This window comes from Rhodococcus sp. NPDC059968 (genome assembly GCF_042738615.1).
Lineage (GTDB): Bacteria > Actinomycetota > Actinomycetes > Mycobacteriales > Mycobacteriaceae > Rhodococcus_F.
Genome location: NZ_JBHWUE010000144.1, coordinates 1 through 18,348, shown reverse-complemented (window position 1 = coordinate 18,348; position 18,348 = coordinate 1). Strand labels below are relative to the sequence as shown.

15 protein-coding genes and 4 pseudogenes are annotated in these 18,348 nt (G+C 63.2%); 10 read left to right on the top strand and 9 right to left on the bottom strand.

The window, feature by feature from the left end:
• Positions 1–183 precede the first annotated feature (183 nt).
• The 6 genes from fdhA to ACFWAY_RS49100 form a co-directional block, all read right to left on the bottom strand.
• Positions 184–1,401 carry a formaldehyde dehydrogenase, glutathione-independent gene (gene fdhA / locus ACFWAY_RS49125; protein ID WP_378515880.1) on the bottom strand — a complete coding sequence of 406 codons (1,218 nt, stop codon included), beginning with the start codon at positions 1,399–1,401 and terminating at the stop codon, positions 184–186.
• 145 nt (positions 1,402–1,546) lie between these two features.
• A complete protein-coding gene (locus tag ACFWAY_RS49120) occupies positions 1,547–2,545 on the bottom strand; it encodes a hypothetical protein (protein WP_378515879.1) in 999 nt (332 codons plus the stop codon).
• Positions 2,546–3,063: 518 nt separating this feature from the next.
• Complete coding sequence (locus tag ACFWAY_RS49115) at positions 3,064–4,269, bottom strand: NAD(P)/FAD-dependent oxidoreductase (protein WP_378515878.1); 1,206 nt, start codon at positions 4,267–4,269, stop codon at positions 3,064–3,066.
• On the bottom strand, positions 4,269–4,463 hold the full coding sequence (locus ACFWAY_RS49110; RefSeq protein ID WP_378515877.1) for a ferredoxin: 195 nt from the start codon (positions 4,461–4,463) through the stop codon (positions 4,269–4,271). The genes ACFWAY_RS49115 and ACFWAY_RS49110 overlap by 1 nt, the downstream gene beginning before the upstream one ends.
• Positions 4,464–4,688: 225 nt before the next feature.
• Positions 4,689–4,892 carry a ferredoxin gene (locus ACFWAY_RS49105; RefSeq protein WP_378515876.1) on the bottom strand — a complete coding sequence of 68 codons (204 nt, stop codon included), beginning with the start codon at positions 4,890–4,892 and terminating at the stop codon, positions 4,689–4,691.
• Positions 4,893–4,897: 5 nt separating this feature from the next.
• Positions 4,898–6,217 carry a cytochrome P450 gene (locus tag ACFWAY_RS49100; RefSeq protein WP_378515875.1) on the bottom strand — a complete coding sequence of 440 codons (1,320 nt, stop codon included), beginning with the start codon at positions 6,215–6,217 and terminating at the stop codon, positions 4,898–4,900.
• A gap of 451 nt (positions 6,218–6,668) precedes the next feature.
• Here ACFWAY_RS49100 and ACFWAY_RS49095 point away from each other — a divergent pair.
• From ACFWAY_RS49095 to ACFWAY_RS49085, 3 genes and pseudogenes are all read left to right on the top strand, one after another.
• Positions 6,669–7,109: pseudogene (locus ACFWAY_RS49095) on the top strand (transposase); the annotation flags it as partial.
• Between the two features lie 560 nt (positions 7,110–7,669).
• Complete coding sequence (locus ACFWAY_RS49090) at positions 7,670–8,992, top strand: MFS transporter (protein ID WP_378515874.1); 1,323 nt, start codon at positions 7,670–7,672, stop codon at positions 8,990–8,992.
• Positions 8,993–9,656: 664 nt separating this feature from the next.
• Complete coding sequence (locus tag ACFWAY_RS49085; protein ID WP_378515873.1) at positions 9,657–10,394, top strand: SDR family oxidoreductase; 738 nt, start codon at positions 9,657–9,659, stop codon at positions 10,392–10,394.
• A 277-nt stretch (positions 10,395–10,671) separates the two neighbouring features.
• On the opposite strand, the gene ACFWAY_RS49080 is transcribed toward ACFWAY_RS49085, so the two are convergent.
• Complete coding sequence (locus tag ACFWAY_RS49080; RefSeq protein ID WP_378515872.1) at positions 10,672–11,181, bottom strand: transposase; 510 nt, start codon at positions 11,179–11,181, stop codon at positions 10,672–10,674.
• 10 nt (positions 11,182–11,191) lie between these two features.
• On the opposite strand from ACFWAY_RS49080, the gene ACFWAY_RS49075 reads away from it, so the two are divergent.
• The 3 genes and pseudogenes from ACFWAY_RS49075 to ACFWAY_RS49065 all read left to right on the top strand — a co-directional run.
• Complete coding sequence (locus ACFWAY_RS49075; RefSeq protein ID WP_378515871.1) at positions 11,192–11,398, top strand: hypothetical protein; 207 nt, start codon at positions 11,192–11,194, stop codon at positions 11,396–11,398.
• Positions 11,399–12,222: 824 nt separating this feature from the next.
• Positions 12,223–13,254, top strand: coding sequence for an IS110 family transposase (locus ACFWAY_RS49070; RefSeq protein ID WP_378515870.1), 1,032 nt, complete (start codon positions 12,223–12,225; stop codon positions 13,252–13,254).
• Positions 13,255–13,674: 420 nt separating this feature from the next.
• A pseudogene (locus ACFWAY_RS49065) lies at positions 13,675–13,824 on the top strand (transposase); the annotation flags it as partial.
• Positions 13,825–13,908: 84 nt separating this feature from the next.
• Here ACFWAY_RS49065 and ACFWAY_RS49060 read toward each other — a convergent pair.
• Positions 13,909–14,291: pseudogene (locus tag ACFWAY_RS49060) on the bottom strand (transposase); the annotation flags it as partial.
• Between the two features lie 156 nt (positions 14,292–14,447).
• Between ACFWAY_RS49060 and ACFWAY_RS49055 the strand changes: the two are divergent.
• Positions 14,448–15,238, top strand: a pseudogene (locus ACFWAY_RS49055) (transposase); the annotation flags it as partial.
• A gap of 118 nt (positions 15,239–15,356) precedes the next feature.
• Here the strand turns inward: ACFWAY_RS49055 and ACFWAY_RS49050 are convergent.
• Entirely contained in the window at positions 15,357–15,854 is a 498-nt protein-coding gene (locus ACFWAY_RS49050) for a hypothetical protein (protein WP_378515869.1), read from the bottom strand.
• A gap of 634 nt (positions 15,855–16,488) precedes the next feature.
• Between ACFWAY_RS49050 and ACFWAY_RS49045 the strand changes: the two genes are divergently transcribed.
• The 3 genes from ACFWAY_RS49045 (at position 16,489) to ACFWAY_RS49035 (ending at position 18,108) form a co-directional block, all read left to right on the top strand.
• On the top strand, positions 16,489–17,106 hold the full coding sequence (locus tag ACFWAY_RS49045; RefSeq protein WP_378515868.1) for an IS3 family transposase: 618 nt from the start codon (positions 16,489–16,491) through the stop codon (positions 17,104–17,106).
• A gap of 85 nt (positions 17,107–17,191) precedes the next feature.
• Positions 17,192–17,770 (top strand): hypothetical protein, encoded by a 579-nt coding sequence (locus ACFWAY_RS49040; protein WP_378515867.1) that lies wholly within the window; start codon positions 17,192–17,194, stop codon positions 17,768–17,770.
• A complete protein-coding gene (locus ACFWAY_RS49035) occupies positions 17,752–18,108 on the top strand; it encodes a hypothetical protein (protein ID WP_378515866.1) in 357 nt (118 codons plus the stop codon). Before ACFWAY_RS49040 ends, ACFWAY_RS49035 begins: the two co-directional genes overlap by 19 nt.
• The last annotated feature ends 240 nt before the right edge of the window (positions 18,109–18,348 follow it).

Sequence of the window (18,348 nt, the reverse complement as noted above, 5' to 3'; positions counted from 1 at the left end):
GCGTGGGAGGCATATACATCGGAGGCATGACGGGGAGCAGGACCGACCGCCATAGCGTCAGCTATGCCCAAGTGGCGCTGGATGTCCCGCAGGGAGTGGTGATCAGGGTCTTCTGATGCCACGGAGAGGGACGCGGGACGGGATACCCTAACCGTGCATCGTGCGCGGTATCCCTGCGGAAAACTAGGCCTTGACGTAGCCGTTGGGGTTGAGGACGTATTTGGTGGCGGCTCCGGCGTCGAATTCGGCGTAGCCGCGGGGTGCTTCACCGAGCGGGATGGCCTTGGCGTTGACGGCCTTGGCGATCTGGACCTTGTCGTGCAGGATCGCCATCATGAGCTGCCGGTTGTACTTCATTACCGGGCACTGACCGGTGGTGAAGGACAGGGACTTCGCCCATCCGGTGCCCAGTGACAGCGAAAGGGAGCCGCGCTGGGCCGCCTCGTCGATCCCTCCCGGGTCGCCGGTGACGTACAGGCCAGGGATGCCCAGCGCACCGCCGGCGGCCGTGATCTCCATAAGCGAGTTCAGCACCGTCGCGGGGGCTTCGTGCGAGGCGTCCCTGCCATGGCCTCTGGCCTCGAACCCGACTGCGTCGACACCGCAGTCGACCTCCGGCACGCCCAAGATCTGCTCGATCTGGTCCTTCGGGTCCCCTTGCGAGACGTTGACCGTCTCGCAACCGAACGACTTCGCCTGCGCCAGACGGCCCTCGTTCATGTCCCCGACAATGACGACGGCGGCCCCCCGCAGCTGCGCCCCCACCGCGGCGGCGAGGCCCACCGGCCCGGCCCCGGCGACGTAGACGGTGGACCCGACTCCGACCCCCGCGGTGACGGCCCCGTGGAAGCCTGTGGGGAAGATGTCCGAGAGCATCGTCAGGTCCATGATCTTCGCGAGGGCCTGGTCCCGGTCGGGGAACCTCAGCAGGTTCCAGTCCGCGTACGGGACGAGCACATACTCGGCCTGGCCGCCGACCCAGCCGCCCATGTCGACGTACCCGTACGCGCTGCCGGGCCGGTCCGGGTTCACGTTGAGGCAGATGCCGGTCTTTCGCTCCTTGCAGTTCCGGCAGCGGCCGCAGGAGATGTTGAACGGGACCGAGACGATGTCCCCGGCCTTGATGAACTCCACGTCTGGGCCGGTCTCAACGACCTCCCCGGTGATCTCGTGGCCGAGAACTAGGTCCCGCGGGGCGCTGGTGCGCCCACGCACCATGTGCTGGTCTGAGCCGCAGATGTTCGTGGTGATGGTGCGCAGGATCGCCCCGTGCGGGACCTTCCGGCCCACATTCGCGGGATTTACGCCCGGGCCGTCCTTTAGCTCGAACGTAGGGTAGTCCGTGTCGATGACTTCGACGACACCCGGCTCCTTGTAGGCAACTGCTCTGTTTCCCGACATTGGTCCGTCCCTTTCGGTATGGATATTCGTGTGATTCTCCAGCACATGGAACGCTCGCCCCATCGGGGGACTCCTTGATCCGCTGCCGCCGGTCTCGCAGGATGGCGGTGACCGCGGAACCGGCGGGAAGCGGCGGTCCCGCCGTTCAGACGGGGGCGAGCCGCACGACGCGCCCACCAATCATCCACTCGGTCACCAGGATGGTTCCGCCCGTGAGACAAATCCCGTGGGGACTGTTGAACGCCCCTGGGTTTAGCGGAGGACGAACAGTGTTGCCGGAGGCGGTGATCTGGTTAGGCCAGCGTGATCGCTGTTTCTCGAAAGGAACCGCTGATCCCAACGAACCGAGCAGTTCGCCCGATTCCGAGAAGGCCGCGACGCTGCCGAATAGTTCAGTGACGAGGATCGTTCCGTCGTCCATTACGGCGAGGCCGGACGGAGAAGTCAGAGAATCCGCGCCGAAAGCGCCAATGAAGGCGCCATCGGCCGACAGCACGACGATTCGCCTATTGCTACGGTCCGCGACGAGCAGTTCCGCGGTACCGCTCCTTCGGCGGGTGATGATCGCGTGTGGGGTGTCAAAGACCAGCCCTGAGTCCCGGCCGTCGATGCTGCGCAGGTAGGTTCCGTCGCTGGAGAACTGGTGCAGCACGCTCTGGCCGTATCCGTCTGCCACCCAAACGGTTTCGGTCCCCTTCCCGCCGTCGCCTGAGCGGACGCGCACGACTGCTGACGGGCTCCAGGATTTGCGTTCGTAGATCTCCAGGTCAGGCTGGCGGAGCTCACCGAGCACTGTTGCGCCCGAGAGCGCGACGTTCAGGACGCGCCCTGGCTGGCTGAGCCAGCCGTACTCAGGCTCGGCCGGGGTGTATTTTTGGCCCGGATCGGCGACCCAGAAGGAATCTTCTTCAGGGTCGTCGTTGGCGATCCCATGCAACTCCACCGTCCCTGTGGAGACGGTGTCCAAGTGCCGTCCATCGGGGCTGAAGACCAGCAGCGAGGTGCCGTCCGGATGAGCGGTGACGACGCGGCCGTCGGCCATTGCGACGATGTCATGGTGGGCCCACTGATTCGTATCCGGGTACTCGAGGTACCTCTGGTCCCACTCGAGTGCTAAGTGGGCAAGTTCCACGACCGTCTGCATGATGTTCTTGCCTTCCGGTGTTGAGATCTCTGGGTCAGATTGGTTGATGCGGTGCTTTGATGATCCGAATAGTTTCTGTCCTGCGCTTCGTGTTGCGATGTACTCGTCAGCACGAAAGACCGGAATCAGACTCCCTCGGATCAGGAATCCGATGACCTGGTCGACGATGAACAGGGACTTGTCCCATCGAGCGACGGCCGACTGACGAGGCTCCTTGCGGTCGAGATCAGTGAGGAAGCGCAGCAGCGCGGCCTATCCCTATTGGCCGATTATTTCCGCGGTTGGCGACGTAGATCTTGAGTCTCGCTGTGGACTAGGTCATCGAACGCTCGGTGTGGACAGTGGTAGCCAGTCTCGCCATGACCCCGGCGATCCTGGGCTCTGCTGCGGATTCAGCTTTCGCACCCGTCACAGTGTCCGCGGAAGCGCTCTTTCTGTCGCAATGGTGGGCCAAGCCGGCCGCCATATCCGTCGGCAACTATCGACAGACTGAACCTTTATATAGGGGCCGAGGCTTGTCAGCCGAGTTTCCCGTCGCTGGTTGCCGCCGCCACATCGCCAGCACTCGTGCCGACGAGGGCGCGATCGGATCGAAGCTCGCGTGGCATGTTCCAGCCGAGCACACCGGTGATTCGGCCCCGACTCACATAGCTCACGGTGAATTTCCGCTGCTCGAGCTCGCCTCGCGTCACGATAGGTGCAGCGTCAGGCGGGAAAATGCCGTAGGCCTGGATCTTCGCATCATACTGGTCGGTCCAGAAGAACGGCACCGGGTCGAAGGGCAGCTGCGCGCCCAGCAGGTTACGGGCAGCGGCCATGCCCTGCTCGGTCGCGTTCGTTCGGTGCTCGATCCGCATGCTGACGCCGAATCGGGGGTTGTGCCAACGTGCCACATCCCCGGCCGCGTAGATTCCAGGCGCGGCACGGCACATCTCGTCACAGACGATGCCGTTGTCGATCCGCAGGCCACTGTCGGACAGCCACCCGCACAAGGGTATTGAACCCACCGCAACCACGACAATGTCCGCGGCAACAACCGAACCGTCTGTGAGTTCGACGCCGGTGACTCGGTGGTCCCAGCCGATGAGCTTGGTGATTCCGGTGCCCATGCGGACTTCGGTCCCGTGGTCGCGATGCAGCTGCGCGACCACGGAGCCGACCCTGGCTCCGATCGCCCGCATCATCGGCACCTCAAACGGATCGATCAGCGTCACCTCAAGGCCTTGTGCGCGTGCGACGGCGGCGATCTCGCAGCCGAGGAACCCCGCCCCGACCACCACCAGCCGGGCGCCGGGATGAAGATCCTCGCGCAGCGCCAGGGCATCGCCCATCGTGCGCAGCACGTGCCAGCCCTTCAGGTCGTGGCCGTCGGTCAACCGGCGCGGTTCGACGCCCGTCGCGATAATTAGGCCGTCGTAGCCGACATTCTCGCCGTTATCCAACGTGACGCTGTGTGAGGCCACGTCGAGCCCGGTAGCAGTGAGCCCCAGTCGGACATCAACATCCAGCTCGCCATAGTGCCCTTCGGGGCGCAACGACGTCCGTTCCGGGCTCCATGTGCCGGCAAGGACCTGCTTCGACAACGGTGGCCGATCATACGGCAGCCGAGACTCCTTGCCGATCAAGACCAGTCGGCCGGCGTAGCCGTCCCGTCGCAGGGTCTCCACTGCCGCCAGTCCAGCCGCGGAGGCCCCGACGACCACTACCCGCTCGAGCACGCTCATTACCCTTCGGTGCGGATAGCTTGGGCCGGGCACAGCGCCGCCGCCTGCCACACGATGTCCCGCTCCTCTTCCGGCGGCTCCCCCTGCAACACAATAACAATGCCGTCCTCGTCGCGTTGATCGAATACCGTCTCCGCGACCAGTACACACTGTCCTGCACCAATACACTTCTCAAAATCCACCTGAACCCGCACGAGCCTTCTCCTTCATCTTTTCGATGGTTCTTGTCGCTCTCAATGGCCAACAAACAACTGATGACTACCGGAAACACCCGGACCAGCCCATGCCATGCATCAACCGGCAGTTGCGGCACCAGCACATCTACCGATGCAATCGGCTGTTTTTTCCGCGCACTAAATACAAGCGGTAAGCTCAACCGGCTGTAATGGTATCCGCTGCGGGCCGCCGAGCCTCGTTGGTTATTTCTCAGCCGAACGCAACGCCAAGGCCCCCGAGGGGCACAGCCTGACAGCCTCGTGGACTGCGTCGAGGTGATCGGCGCCGACGTGCTTTTTTCGGACGACCACCCGTCCGTCGTTCTCATCCTGCTCGAACACATCAGGCGCGGTCAGGGCGCACATCCCCGCCCCGATACAGCGTTCCCAATCGACCTCAATCCTCATGGCCGTCACCACGTCACGGGGAGGCGGTGCACACCGTAAACGAACATCGACCCGTCATGCAGCGGCACCTCGTCGATCGGGATGGCCAGTCGCAGGTCCGGGAACCGGCGCGCCAGCGCGGTCAAGCCGATCCGCAGCTCCAGCCGAGCGAAGTGCTGTCCCAAGCACTGATGGACACCGTGGCCGAACGCCAGATGACCCGGCGCGTCCTTTCGCGCCAGATCGAGCCGATCAGGGTCGGCGAACCTTTCCGGGTCGCGGTTCGCCGCCGCCAACGACACCGTCACCGTCTCCCCCGCCTGGATCGTGTGGCCTGCTAGCTCGACATTCTGCAGCGCCGTCCGGTTGAAAGCTCCAACCTGGATCAGGGTCATGAACCGCAAGAACTCCTCCACCGCGGTCCCGACCATCGTCGGATCGGCCCGCAGGGCATCCCACCGCGTCCGATCCTGCAACAGCGCCAACACAGACAGTGCCATCATGTTCTGCGTAGTGTCATGTCCTGCCCTGAATAGCAGCTTGGCCAGAGCGACAAGCTCGTCGTCGCTGAGCTCACCAGTCTGGGCCAGCTCGGACAACAGATCATCGCCTGGGTTGGTCCTCTTGCGCCGGATCACATCACGCGCGAAGTCAATGGCTGCATGCTCTGCTGCCACCCTCTGTTCAGCAGTGGAGTTCGGATCGCCGGCGACCACCTGCGGCTCCTCGAACCGGTGTCGCTCCTCGGGCGACACGCCGAGCAACGCAGAGAGCAATGTCGAGGGAATTGGCAGACAGAACATCTCAACCAAATCCACAGGCCCCCCACCCTGTTCCATCGCGTCAAGCCGCTGGGCGACAATGTTCTCAATAAGCTGTTGATGCTCTCTAGCCCTGCGCGGAGTAAAATAGCGGGCCACCAACCGACGAAACTTTGTGTGCAGTGGCGGGTCGAACACGATGAACTCTGTGAGGCCCGGCGGATCATTCCGCAGAATATCCAACACCTCGGGATCATCGAACGCCTCATACTCCGCTTTTCCACTGTTCACATACCGATCGAACACCTTGGCTAGGCGAGGGTGGCTGCGCAGCTCATCCACCGCCGCCGCGGATCGCGTTTCCGGATCGCCCGTCCTGACACGACTTGCTGGCTGCATGCTGAAGCGCTCATCGCCGAGCACCTGCCGAGCCAGCTCGTAGCTGGTAACAAGCCAGCCAACATGGCCGTCCGAATAGAGCATCCGCCGCAGCGGCGTCTGTTCACGAAGCCGACCAAGCTCCGGTGCTGGGTCGAACATGCCGCGATCGACCGGCATGGTGATGGGCGCGGCCTCGGTGGGCATCGAATTCATTCTGACCTCTCTGCATCCGTCGTGCTTTGCTAACAGCCATACTGCGCAGATACAAGTGGATTCAAAAGAGCCAATACGCGCCAACTGGTCGGTGGCGCGCGACTGTCCAAATCACCGAAATAACTCAGCATGGCCAGCACCCGCCGGTCCGGCTCCTTCCGCTTGGGAGACGTCGAGGACGCTGCGCTCAAGAGGTGCCTCCCCATCACACATGCCATCGACATCCAGGATCGACCGGAGCCCGAGGTAGAAGGCCTGGATCCTCACCTGATGAATCCCGCTTCCTCCAAGGGCTGAAGACCGATCCTTCGGACGTTGCCGGACCCGTCAGGCGGGGTGCGCGCGAGCTCTCGCAGTTCTTCCGCTCTTGAAGGCCGCATCCTGGTGAGGGAGCCCGGTCCTGAAATTCGAAAGAATCTGGCGGCCAGCGACACCTGCAGGAGCCGCCGGCATCGGTGACGATGTGGACTTCGCAACCAAACCCGTGCTGGCGCAGCACATGGTCGAACGCGCCCTCGACGCGTAAGTGCCGTTCTCCTGGGCGACTGCGGACGAGTCCTACGGACAGGTCAAGTACCTGCGGGTCTGGCTCGAAGAGCGCGATATTTCCTACGTACTGGCCACCCGCCGCAACGACGACGTGTTCACCCTGGACGGGCGCACCGGCCGGGCAGACGAGATGATCGACGCGGTCCCGCCGAAGCAGTGGCGCCGGATCTCCGCCGGCGACGGCGCCCACGGCCCACGGCCGTACTCCTGGGTGCGGATCCCGATCCGGATCGCCCGGGCACCCGGCCATGGACACTGGCTGCTCGCCCGCCGATCCTTCTCGGAGCCGACCGAGATCACGTACTACATCTGCGCCGGACCCCGGCGTCCCACGTCCCATAAGTGCCGCTTCAGAAATTAGACTGAACAGTTTGTGTCATGATCCGGGCTAGTTTCTAGACAGGTTGTGGGTCACCTGTGAACGCGAAATTTGTGAGTCTGATCACCCGTACGCAATCGCGCACGCAGCCGAACCAGCGCGAGGGTGCGGCGTAGTCGTGGTCACCCCGCTCGCAGAACAGACGCGACAAAAAGTCAGGTGCTCGCCCGTCAGCTCGACGTTGGTGATCGATGCGTTGCGGACCGCGATTTCAGAGAGGAAGAAAGCGACGAGACTGGTCTCATACGTTCACGCGCGTGAACCCGCCACCATGGCGATATACAGACGCCCGGGTTGAACATGCTGACCCGGAAAATGTCCAGACCTGCACCCTGAGCAGACAATACGCCCGTTCGGGCCCGCCATCGGACGGCCATCCTGACACATGCACTCAGAAAACTTTACGCATGCAGCGATCGTATTGTTACTCGATGCAGGCGCACACATTAGCAACGAAAAAGCAGTCACGTTGGCCGGTTTCGGCCCCCAGCGTAGACTTCGCTTGAGGAGATCTGATGAACGGCAGCAATGACGTCGCGCAGCGAAAAGCGCTGTTGGCCGGCGCGGTCGGAAATTTCGTGGAGTGGTACGACGCCAGTCTGTATGGACTGTTCGCAACCACGATTGCCGCGGTGTTTTTCCCGCAATCCGACGGGACAGCCGCCCTGTTATCCACCTTTGCAATCTTCGGGCTCTCCTTTGTCGCCCGCCCGTTGGGTGCCATCGTATTCGGGCACCTCGGTGATCGCGTCGGTCGACGATTCACGCTCCTAGTGTCGGTGATGTTAATGAGTGTCAGCACCGTATCGTTGGGTCTTCTGCCCGGCTACGCCCAAATTGGCATCGTGGCACCGGTACTACTTTTGCTGTGCCGCCTATTGCAGGGCTTCTCGGCCGGCGGCGAGGCTACCGGGTCGGCCATCTTCGTTCTCGAGAACGCACCCTACGGACGGCGAGGTCGATACGCATCGATCATGTCGACGGCCGCCTGGCTCCCGGGGGTGTTCAGCATCTTGGTAGCCGTGACCATCACCTCGCTGACAACCCCAGAGCAACTGATCTCGTGGGGATGGCGGGTGCCTTTCCTGGCAGCAGCGCCCCTTGCGTTGGTCGGCCTCTACCTGCGCCTGCGCGTGGACGAGTCACCGGAATTCACTGCGCTACGTGCCGCTGACCGCATCGAATCCGCACCAGTCGCGCAGGCACTCAAGCACGCGAAAAAGTCGATGCTGATCTGCTTTGGGTGGACGATGACCTACGCGGTCGGGGCCTACCTCTTGACTGCGTTTCTCGTGGCGCACATGAACGCGACCCTGAAGTTCAGCAAAACCGAATCGTTGTTCGTCCAACTGGCTTGGACACTTATTGTCGTAGTGGCTTGTCTCTTGACCGGCTATGCCATCGACAGACTGGGAAGAAAGCGCACTGCGGTCAGTTCCGCACTCGGCCTGGGGATTTGCATCATCCCCACATTCGCGTTCCTCCCGCACACTAGCCTGCCGGGTGCTTTGCTGGTCGTCGGGGTGTGCGGACTCTTTTTCGGTGGGGTGTGTTCGACGACAGTCTTGGCATTCGTCGAACTGTTCCCGGCGCGTCTTCGGTCGTCAGCGAGTGCTATGGCCTACAATACGTGTATCGCCGCGTTCGGCGGGACCGCGCCCTTCGTGGCGACCTGGCTCGTTGGACAAGGCTATTCCCTTGGTCCCGGCTGCTATCTAGCTGGAGTGTGCGCAGTGTCGGCAGTAGTAGCCGCCCTCGGGATCGGCAATCGTAACAACGCCATCAATCCACAAGACCGCCTGCCGGCACATCGCGAAAGTTCACCTGAGGCTGTGTAAGCACAGGCGGCGATCCGCGCCCACGAATCCGGGCATCTACTGAATGCCGGTTGTGTTCAGAGGACGACGGGTGTCAGGTGAAAAAGTGTTCAACCCGCAGCCAGCCATCAGCGGCTCACGCCTCACGCGAAAGTCCTCACGGGAGTGGACCTGATAATGCTGCGTTGCATTCAAAGTCTGGGAAGGCAAGAAGTCCTGGGGACGGGGCCTGGCCGCTGAAAGGGCGGCATACGGCGACCGGGCCATGAGTGCCCGATCGCCGTGGCAACACCTCCGGCTGGTAGCTGAGCATCGTCAGCACGGGTATTTCCGCCGACAGCCTCATCCACCACAGGAGTGCCGGCGTGCCGGACGAGTCTCGAACCCGCCGGCTCATACCCTGCCTGCCGGTCGTGGCGCCGGATTGGGCGGAGTCATCCTGGTGTCCGATGTTTACTGACGTACGCTGACCACAGCACCCAAACAGAGCTATCCGGAGGGTCCGGTTGCCCATTCGGGCCACTACCGGGCAGAGCCGTGATCCGCGACGTCGCGACCGCTCCGGAATGTCCGGTCCACCGCCCCACTCGACTTCGATGCTCTCGAACCACTTAGTGAAGGGTGCTGTGAGCGGCGAAGCAACCGCGATGGCTACCGCAGGTCATCAACTATGGAGGAGAGATTCGTGGATTTTGGACTGTCCGGCAAGGCTTTCGTGATCACCGGTGGAAGTGAAGGCCTGGGTTTCGCGTCTGCGCGAGAACTACTTCGCGAAGGCGCCGTGGTGACGGTGTCCTCGCGCTCGCAAAGCAAAGTCACCGAAGCCGTGACCCGGCTCGCCGTCGACGGGCCTGACGCTGTCCATGGAGTCGCGGCCGACAATGGCGATCCGACGTCGGCCAATAGGGTCGTGGCATCGGCACTGTCACAGTGGGGTAGGCTGGACGGCCTCGTCGTCAGTGTCGGCGGGCCGCCGCCGTCCACGGCGCTCGGCGCTACCGATGACGACTGGGAACGTTCCTTCCACTCAGTGTTTCTCGGTGCCATCCGCCTGGTACGCGCCGCCGTGCCGGCGATGACCGAGGGTGGCGCCATCGTCCTCGTCCTGTCGACCTCGGTGAAGTCCCCGCTGACCGGACTCGGCATCTCGAATGGACTTCGACCCGGTCTGGCCATGGTCGCCAAGGACATCGCCGACGAACTGGCTCCCAGTGGCATCCGGGTAGTGAGTATGCTTCCCGGACTCTTCAACACCGCCCGGGGAGCGGGCGCGACCAGCCAGGAACTCGACAACATCCCGCTGAGGCGCAGCGGGGATCCAGCGGAGTTCGGTCGTGCTGTGGCATTCTTGGCATCGCCCGCAGCTTCCTATATCACCGGCTCCACCGTCGCCGTCGACGGTGGAGCATTGCGCGTTCTGTGAGGGCACACGCGCAACAGCAGTGACGGTGGGGTAGGCGGGGCACACCGGTTGGCGACATCGCGGCGCAGCGTGTATCAGAGCGCATCTGAAAACTCGGGGTGATAGGCATGTGACTGGTGAGGAAATGGTGAAGTCGACGCTGCTCGACTTGGGGTGGTCCATCGCCGACCACATGCGCACCGAGCCCGTCACAGAGGCGATCGAGACGGCGGCGCACCCGCGGTGGTGAGGTTTTCCACAGCGATTAAAGACGTTTCGGTAATTGAGTGAGAACTGGTCATAAGGAAAGTCCGGTGTGGTCGAGGAAGCTGTGGCACAGGTCGAAGTTCGAGCCGATCCGGGTGAGGCCAGTCTCGGTCGCGATGCGGACCTCGTCGAGGATGTCGGGGCAGAGGTTGGCGAGTTCGGTGGATTTCATGTTGCCCCATGCTTGTTCGATGGGATTGAGCTCGGGGGCATACGCAGGGAGGCGTTCGACGTGGAGCCAGTCGCGTTGGGTGGCCAGCCACGCGGTCATCGCCTTGGATCGGTGGGCCATGAGCCCGTCCCAGATCAGGATGACCTGCTCCCCGGCGAAGTGGGCGCGGAGTTCGGCGAGGAACTCGATGAGCTTGTCGGTGTTGTAGGAGCCGTCGGTCATGGAGAACACGGTACGAGACCCGCTATCGTGAACAGCGTCCCCCGGCTGCCTCAACCCCCGAGGTGGCCTGAACCGGAGTCTCCACTCGATCCAGGGCGATTCAAAGAAGGTCGTCCTGGCCCGGTTCGTGCACAACGACCAGCTCATCGACGCCCTTATGTCCCAAGCCTTCAGCTCGCTGCAAGCCTCGCCCGGCGCCCGCGCCTACTACGACCAGCAACGCGACCGGGGCCTCGACCACAACCCCGCGCTGCGCCAACTCGCCAACCGGCTCGTTGGAATCCGGCACGGCTGTCTCAAAACCCGCACCACCTACGACGAAGCCACCGCCTGGTCCCATCGCACCGAAAAGGTTGCTGCTTGACATCTAAGCTCCTGGATGTCTGTCAGGATGGGATCCGCGGAGGACAATCCGACTTCAAGTACCTCTCACAGCAGCTTGGGGTCACGCCTCTCTTCAGTCACTCCCGCGAACGCAGACCGGAAGGGTTGGACACCCCCACAAGGGTCAACCCGCCGTGCGGGTGACAAGAGTTTCTCGAGTCAGCCCTTCCAGTCTGCTACGGAACGCTACGGGTAGCTGACCCGATCAGAACCGCTGACACTCATACAAACAGGTCAGGGGCTTCGCCCCTCCGTGGGGCAGGGAAAATCGGTATGGGAGTCGCCTCCCGAGCACCCGGGCGGCGTTGGGGTATTTGGCGCACATTTTCGGGTGTGTGTTTCGCCTCGACCCCGACCGACTTTGGTGCCAGCGAGCCTGCATATAAGCATGGTGGCGGATGGGATGCTCCTTACCCACGGGAACCGTGGATTGTTGCCGTCGAGCACGAGTGTCAGAATCCAGCTTCTCCCGCCCTCGGGCGAAACACACACCCACACAGTCGAATGCGGGCCGATTTGATGAGGTGAAGCGCAATGGATGTGGTGTACCCGCGATGCGCGGGAATCGATATCTCCAAGCAGGACGCCAAGGTGTGTGTTCGCATCCAAGGCAGCGGACGCAAGCGCGCAGCGAGCACCGTGACGACATGGGGGTCGACAACGAATCAGGTACTGGCGCTGCGCGAGTTCCTACTCGACAACAACGTGATGCGATGTAGGAGCGGGGCCTCCCCCTCCCCGCTCCTCGTGGTTCCCGGCGAATGCTGGGGGTGTCAAGGTTTCGTCACGACGGAGGAGGCCCCTATGAACGAGTATGACGGAAGTCAGGTCGTCGGGATCGATCTGCACCGGCAGCGGTCGGTGATCGTCCGCCAGACGGCGGAGGGCGAACAATTGTCGGCGGTGCGGATCGTCAACGATCCGGTGTCGTTGGGACTGCAGATCGAGAAGGCCGGCGTCAACCCGGAGGTGGTGCTCGAGGCAACCTACGGCTGGTACTGGGCGGTCGATGCCCTGCAGGCCGCCGGCGCGACCGTGCATCTCGCACATCCTCTGGGTGTCAAGGGTTTCCGGTATCGGCGGGTGAAGAACGATGTACGTGACGCGGGAGATCTGGCGGATCTGTTGCGGATGCACCGGTTGCCCGAGGCGTGGATCGCCCCGCCCGCCACACGCGAGTTGCGTGAGCTGGTCCGGTACCGGGCGAAGCTGGTCGCTTTGCGCTCCGGGCTCAAGGCGCAGGTGCACTCCGTGCTCGCCAAGGCGGGAGTCCTGATCCCGGTGTCGGACCTGTTCGGTGTCACCGGTCGCCAGAAGCTGGCGCGGGTGCCGCTCGCCGACGCGTACGCGCGGCGGGTGATCTCGTTGCTCGAGCTGATCGACGTCCTCGACGCCCACGAGGCACGGTTCACCACCCGGATCGCCGCCGAACTGCGTGGCGACCGCGGTTACACGGCGATCCAGGCGTTGCCCGGTGTCGGTCCGACTCTGGCCGCAGTGTTCGTCGCCGAGATCGGGGATGTGCACCGATTCGCCGACGCCGCGCATCTGTGCTCCTGGGCCGGGCTGACCCCCAAGCACCGCGAGTCCGACACCGTGGTGCGCCGTGGCCATATCACCAAGCAGGGCTCGAAGCTGGTGCGCTGGGCGGCGGTCGAGGCCATCCAGCGACACCAGGCCGGCACGAAGATCTCGGTCGACCGCACACGCATCGAGGCCCGTCGCGGCAGGAACATCGCCAAGGTCGCCGCGGCCCGCAAACTGCTCACCCTCGTCTACTACGGGCTGCGCGACGGAGAGATCCGCGCCGTGGCCCACCAGAAGGCGGTGGCGTGAGCACCCCGGGCGCAACACGCGCGCGGTCGCTGCACTGTCTGACCCCTGCCTCGGCGGCGTGGTCGCCAACGTGATTGACCCCGCGTGTTGCTTCGCCGTAACGCTCCATGCCCGCCCTACCCGGCCGGGCGAAGGGATGACCGCAGCCGAGGAAGCTCGGCCCTGCCCAACCCCCACACCACACTGGAGACGTTGCACCACAACCACATAGCGAAATCGAATCCGCGTCGTTGGTCCTCGATCGGTTCTCGGGCTCACTCCAGTCTGCGCCGGGCCGGGCCACCGTCAAGACCATTCGTCCTCGCTGACGCTGCGGGCGCTGTGTCTTGACCCCCCGGCCCTCACCCAGCGCTGCCCGCATGGAGCCGAAACCCCGTACAAATGCCCCCTTGACAAGGCCCCACTCCTACAGGGATGACAGTCGTCGTCATGGAGGCCACGAGCGACTACTGGCGGCCCTTCTACTACCCGTTGGACGAACGACTCAAGGTGTTGCTCGTCAACGCGCAGGCGGTGAAGACGGTTCCGGGACGCAAATCCGATGTCTCCGACGCGGCATGGTTGGCCGACGAAGTGTTCGCCGTGACGTTCGTAGCGGATGGTCAGGCGTCGGTAACCGGTGAGCCAGGCGATGGTGCGTTCGATCTTCCACCTGACATGGATCTTCGATCCCTTCTTGCCCCGATCGACTGGGCTGGGTCCGGTCAGCGAGCCCCCCTTTTCGCCCGCACGCCTGACGCGTCCAGGATCGCTGCCGTCCAGTCGAGTTCGCTGGCGCCACCGAGCCGGTCAAGCACATCACGATGCAGTCTCTCGAACACCCCGGTCGCCGCCCAGACGGTGAACCGGCGGTGCGCGGTAGGAACCGTGACATCGAACGAGGGTGGAAGGTGCCACCACGCACATCCACTTGTCAGCACGAACACGATCACGGTAAAGATCGCACGATCGTCGACCGGCGCGCTCCCACCTCCCTGCGGACGGGCAACGAAGCGCGGAATCAACGGTTCGAGGATCTCCCACAACGCATCCGGCATCAACCGCAGAGACAACTCATCTACCACGCGTCACACCATGCACCACAAGTCGCTTCATCCACATGAGACATGCTCTAATACTGCAACGGCACTTATGGAAGGTACCCGCGGCTTCGGTAATGACAGCTGCGGGCCGCGGTCATGGGATCCGACTGGGTCTGGTCCCGGTGTGGGAAGTGCCGGCGCCGGTGCCCCGGCTATAACGGTGGTGCGGGGCGACGGCGGTGGCGTGCCCTCGATGCCAGGCCTGACCACGGTAATCATCGAGGCTTCGGCGCCGCGGGTGTCGTTCTGTGAGCACGGGGTGGTCGTCGCGCATGTGCCGTGGTCCCGACACGGTGCCGGGCACACAGTGCGGACCCGTTTCATGTGGTGGCCTGGGCCACCGCCGCGGTCGACAGGGTACGCCGGGGAACGTGGAATCGCGCCCGAGCGAAAATGCTGCCGATCAAGACGTTTGGCGGTCGGGGGGCGGGGTCGGGCAATGGTCACGATCCGCACCGCGAGCGGGGCGAGGACGGTCAAGACAGTCGGTGGGCGCTGCTGAGGAATTCGGAGAACTTGAACCCTGCGACAGATAGAACTCCACGATTGGGTTCTCCCGCCGCGCCTACCTGCTCAAGGAGTCACTGCGGTTGGTGTTCCAGATGGTGCACAAGACGCGATCGTGGAGTTGGACCGGTGGATCGGCTGGGCTCGCCGCTGCCGGATACCGGAGTTCGTCGCGCTGCAGAAGAGCATCGTCACCCACAAGGACTCGATCCTCGCCGCGATCGAGCACGGCCTGTCGAACGGGCGGATCGCATCCGAACACCAAGATCAGACTCATCACCCGGGTCGCGTTCGGCTTCCGCACCCCCGATGCCCTCATCGCCCTCGCCATGCTTGGACTCGGCGGCCACCCACCACAATCGCCCGGCAGAAGCCACTCACGAACGAGTCAGTAGCCAGCCAGAAGGAGGTACCGCTAAGCCGGTTCTCCTGCGCGACCCGGTGAAGCTTAAGGCAACAACGAGGATTCGCCGCCCGCCGGTTTGGAGCGCCCGAAGCCGAACACATCCGGTCCTAGTTCGCAGCGCTGCGCACGTTGTAACTGCGGGTTAGTCGGGCGGGCAACCGAGCGAGGCACGCATCGACCGCGCTGAGCATGAGAGGTAGTCCTTGCTTGTGCTCGCGAAGATCAACGCTTGGAAGAACGTCATCAGCGCCGCAGCTCTTGAGCAACTCGGGAAGATGAACCAACTGGTCTTCGATCCATGCCCGCGGATCATCCTCCAAGTCCGATGGAAAATCTCGCCACCCGACATCAGAGTCCTCGAATTTAGGGTGGTGATGCCAGCAACCCTTGCCCGGTTCATCGAGGTGCATGAAAAGGTCAGCCCGCCAGATGCCGTCCGGCGAAACAGGGCTAATGGTGCATCCCGCGGCTCCGGCGCGGTGACCATCCCCCTCCACCTGCGCCACGCGGCGCATCTCGACCCGACATCCCCCGTCGGCCAACTTGAACTCTTCCCAGTAGCGAATTTGGATTGCCAGTCGCCCGTTCACAAACAGATACTTCATTGTTCCCCTTCTCCCGAATCCACTTGCACTATGTGCCCAATCGCAACCACCACACAGGCCCTATTGCAGCTCCGAAGATGATGCCCTCGCGAGATCCAACCGGAGGTACTCCACGATGCCCACAAACCACTACACCGCGACGCGCATGCACCGAGCCACTGGATCTAGCAAACGAGCCACGCACCGCTCGCCGAGGGTCGCCAAAGCTAAAAAAGATGCTGTCAAAGCGCTGACCCCTACGCGACCGACAAAGTGTGCAGCGATCGTCGATACGACACTTAACAACTTTTCACGAAACTAACCGCACCTACCAGCCGACCCTCCCAGCCGTGGTGAAGCTACGTCAGCGCAGCGAGTCGGACAATGGACGAAGCTCGGCGGCACATTGCGCCCATCATCGCGTGAGGCACATAGACCCTGTCTAGCGTAGACAACTACAAGGAGGCGCCTTGCCCATATGCCGCTTGACTCGGCGGTGGTGAGCCTGCAGCTGCTGGAGCCCGTGCGGCCTTAGGAGATCGACGTCGCCAGCGGCGACGACCTCGTTCACAAGTTGTGGAGATCATGGCACCCATGCGGCAGTACCCGCATTTCGCGTCCTCACACCGGAGGCCGGCGTAACGACTCGTCATCAGTGGTTCACGCACGTTCGCCTTTTTTGGCCCACACCTGCCGCATCTTGTGCGGCTTTTCCCACGACGCTCACCACCACGGCTCATTCTCCGCAGCAACTCGGGGCGGTTTGGCACCTGCACCTGCATACCGATGCCGAAGGACCTACCTTCATCTCCACAACAGCACGACAATCACACGGCTACGCCTTCTACATCGTTACCTCACAATCATCTTCAGGACACACCAACGCCCTCGCCGAGGCGTACAACAGCCTCTTCAAGCTGAGCTAATCCGCAACAAAGGCCCCTGGCACAGCATCAACGACGTTGAGATCGCCGTCGCCGAATACGTCGACTGGTTCAACGAGCGCAGGTTGCACGGCGAGCTCGGTCAGGTCCCACCAGCCGAGTTCGCCGTGACGCATGCCGCGAACCTCGCACAGACACCCCTACTGGAAACCCAGATAACCAAGGCCCTACCAATCCCGGAGCTCGACACCCTAGAAGGTACGCACGGCGGCGCTCACCGAGACCCAACTCGGTGCCCTGCGTACACCCGCGGTTCCCGACGACCATGGAAGTTGGAAGGACATCCAGGACATCCAGGACGACCTCGACGATCCGATCGAGACCGGTGAGCTCGTCACCCTCGTCAGCGGGGACCGGTTCTTCACCAGGCCTCTTCCCAAGAAGGAGATCCGCGTCAGGTTCAATCGTCGCCCCATGCTCTATGGTGTCCGGCAGACCGGCGCATCGATCAAGGAGGCCGCGATCGGTCAGGGGGTGCCTATCCAGACCGACTTCCTCCTCTCCCGCAAGGACGGCCCGAAGTTCAAGCCGGTCGGGGACGACGAGCACATTCGTGCCCGCAACGACGACGAGTTCCGCGCGACGACAACTCGTGACCACGATGACGACCACCGAGGCCATCGCGGAAGCGATCGAGGAGCTCCGGCAGACGTTCGCGTCCGCCCCGTCACTGTTCGACAGCGACGGGCGGGCGGAGCATGGGTCACCATCGACCCCATCCAGCTCGGGCCGGTCTATGAGCAGGAGACCTCCTGGATTGCGTTCCAAATCACCTTCCCGTACCCGGAGGCGGACGTGTACCCGCTGTTCGTACGCGCCGACGTGCGCCGCAGGGACGGCGCCGGCCACGGAGGGGGCTTCCAGTCAGTCACCTGGGGTCCGCGCGGTGAGCCCGGAACGCAACTGTCGCGTCGCGGAAACCGGCTCAATCCCGCGATCGACACGGCCACGACGAAGGTCCTCAAGGTACTCAAATGGCTGAGCGAACAGTGAACGGCACGTGGTCGGTCGTGATCACCGGGGAACAGTGGGCGCTCCTCCACCGGCACCTTTTCCGCGGTGACGGGGACGAGCACGGCGCAGTCTTACGGTGTGGTATCGCCCGAAGCTTCGGTGGTACACGGCTTCGACTACATCGAGGGAAGCCGCAGCTATCGAAAGCTGACGGCTGGGTCGTCGCCGACAACATTAATACGTGCACGGAGGAAGGCCTTGCACTCATCGCCGAGTACCACGCCCGACTCGGGGTCGGAGAGCTCGTGTTCATCGACCCGCATCGCAGCGACCCGACGAACCTAATGGGAGTCGATCAGCGAGCCTTCGACAAGTAACAGATCGGGAGGGGGAAGCTGATCACCGAGCCGCCGGCCGGTGAGCACCGCGAGAACCTGGAGTGAGAGGTCGATTCCTAAGTGTAGAGCGTGCCCCGGTCCGGTCGGTGAGGTCGCCTATAGCGCTGATGGGGTGTCGTGCCGTGCGAGCACTGATCCATTAGGTTGCCGCCGGGTGCCTCTGGGCTCGAACAGGTTTCATCCAACACCATGAGAGCGGAGGAGGCGATCGATGATCTT

Coding starts and splice junctions, on each gene's coding strand:
- fdhA (WP_378515880.1), bottom strand. CDS start 1,401: ATGTCGGGAAACAGAGCAGTTGCCTACAAGGAGCCGGGTGTCGTCGAA.
- ACFWAY_RS49120 (WP_378515879.1), bottom strand. CDS start 2,545: ATGCAGACGGTCGTGGAACTTGCCCACTTAGCACTCGAGTGGGACCAG.
- ACFWAY_RS49115 (WP_378515878.1), bottom strand. CDS start 4,269: ATGAGCGTGCTCGAGCGGGTAGTGGTCGTCGGGGCCTCCGCGGCTGGA.
- ACFWAY_RS49105 (WP_378515876.1), bottom strand. CDS start 4,892: ATGAGGATTGAGGTCGATTGGGAACGCTGTATCGGGGCGGGGATGTGC.
- ACFWAY_RS49100 (WP_378515875.1), bottom strand. CDS start 6,217: ATGCCCACCGAGGCCGCGCCCATCACCATGCCGGTCGATCGCGGCATG.
- ACFWAY_RS49090 (WP_378515874.1), top strand. CDS start 7,670: ATGAACGGCAGCAATGACGTCGCGCAGCGAAAAGCGCTGTTGGCCGGC.
- ACFWAY_RS49080 (WP_378515872.1), bottom strand. CDS start 11,181: ATGAGCTGGTCGTTGTGCACGAACCGGGCCAGGACGACCTTCTTTGAA.
- ACFWAY_RS49075 (WP_378515871.1), top strand. CDS start 11,192: ATGTCCCAAGCCTTCAGCTCGCTGCAAGCCTCGCCCGGCGCCCGCGCC.
- ACFWAY_RS49070 (WP_378515870.1), top strand. CDS start 12,223: ATGAACGAGTATGACGGAAGTCAGGTCGTCGGGATCGATCTGCACCGG.
- ACFWAY_RS49050 (WP_378515869.1), bottom strand. CDS start 15,854: ATGAAGTATCTGTTTGTGAACGGGCGACTGGCAATCCAAATTCGCTAC.
- ACFWAY_RS49040 (WP_378515867.1), top strand. CDS start 17,192: ATGCTCTATGGTGTCCGGCAGACCGGCGCATCGATCAAGGAGGCCGCG.
- ACFWAY_RS49035 (WP_378515866.1), top strand. CDS start 17,752: ATGGCTGAGCGAACAGTGAACGGCACGTGGTCGGTCGTGATCACCGGG.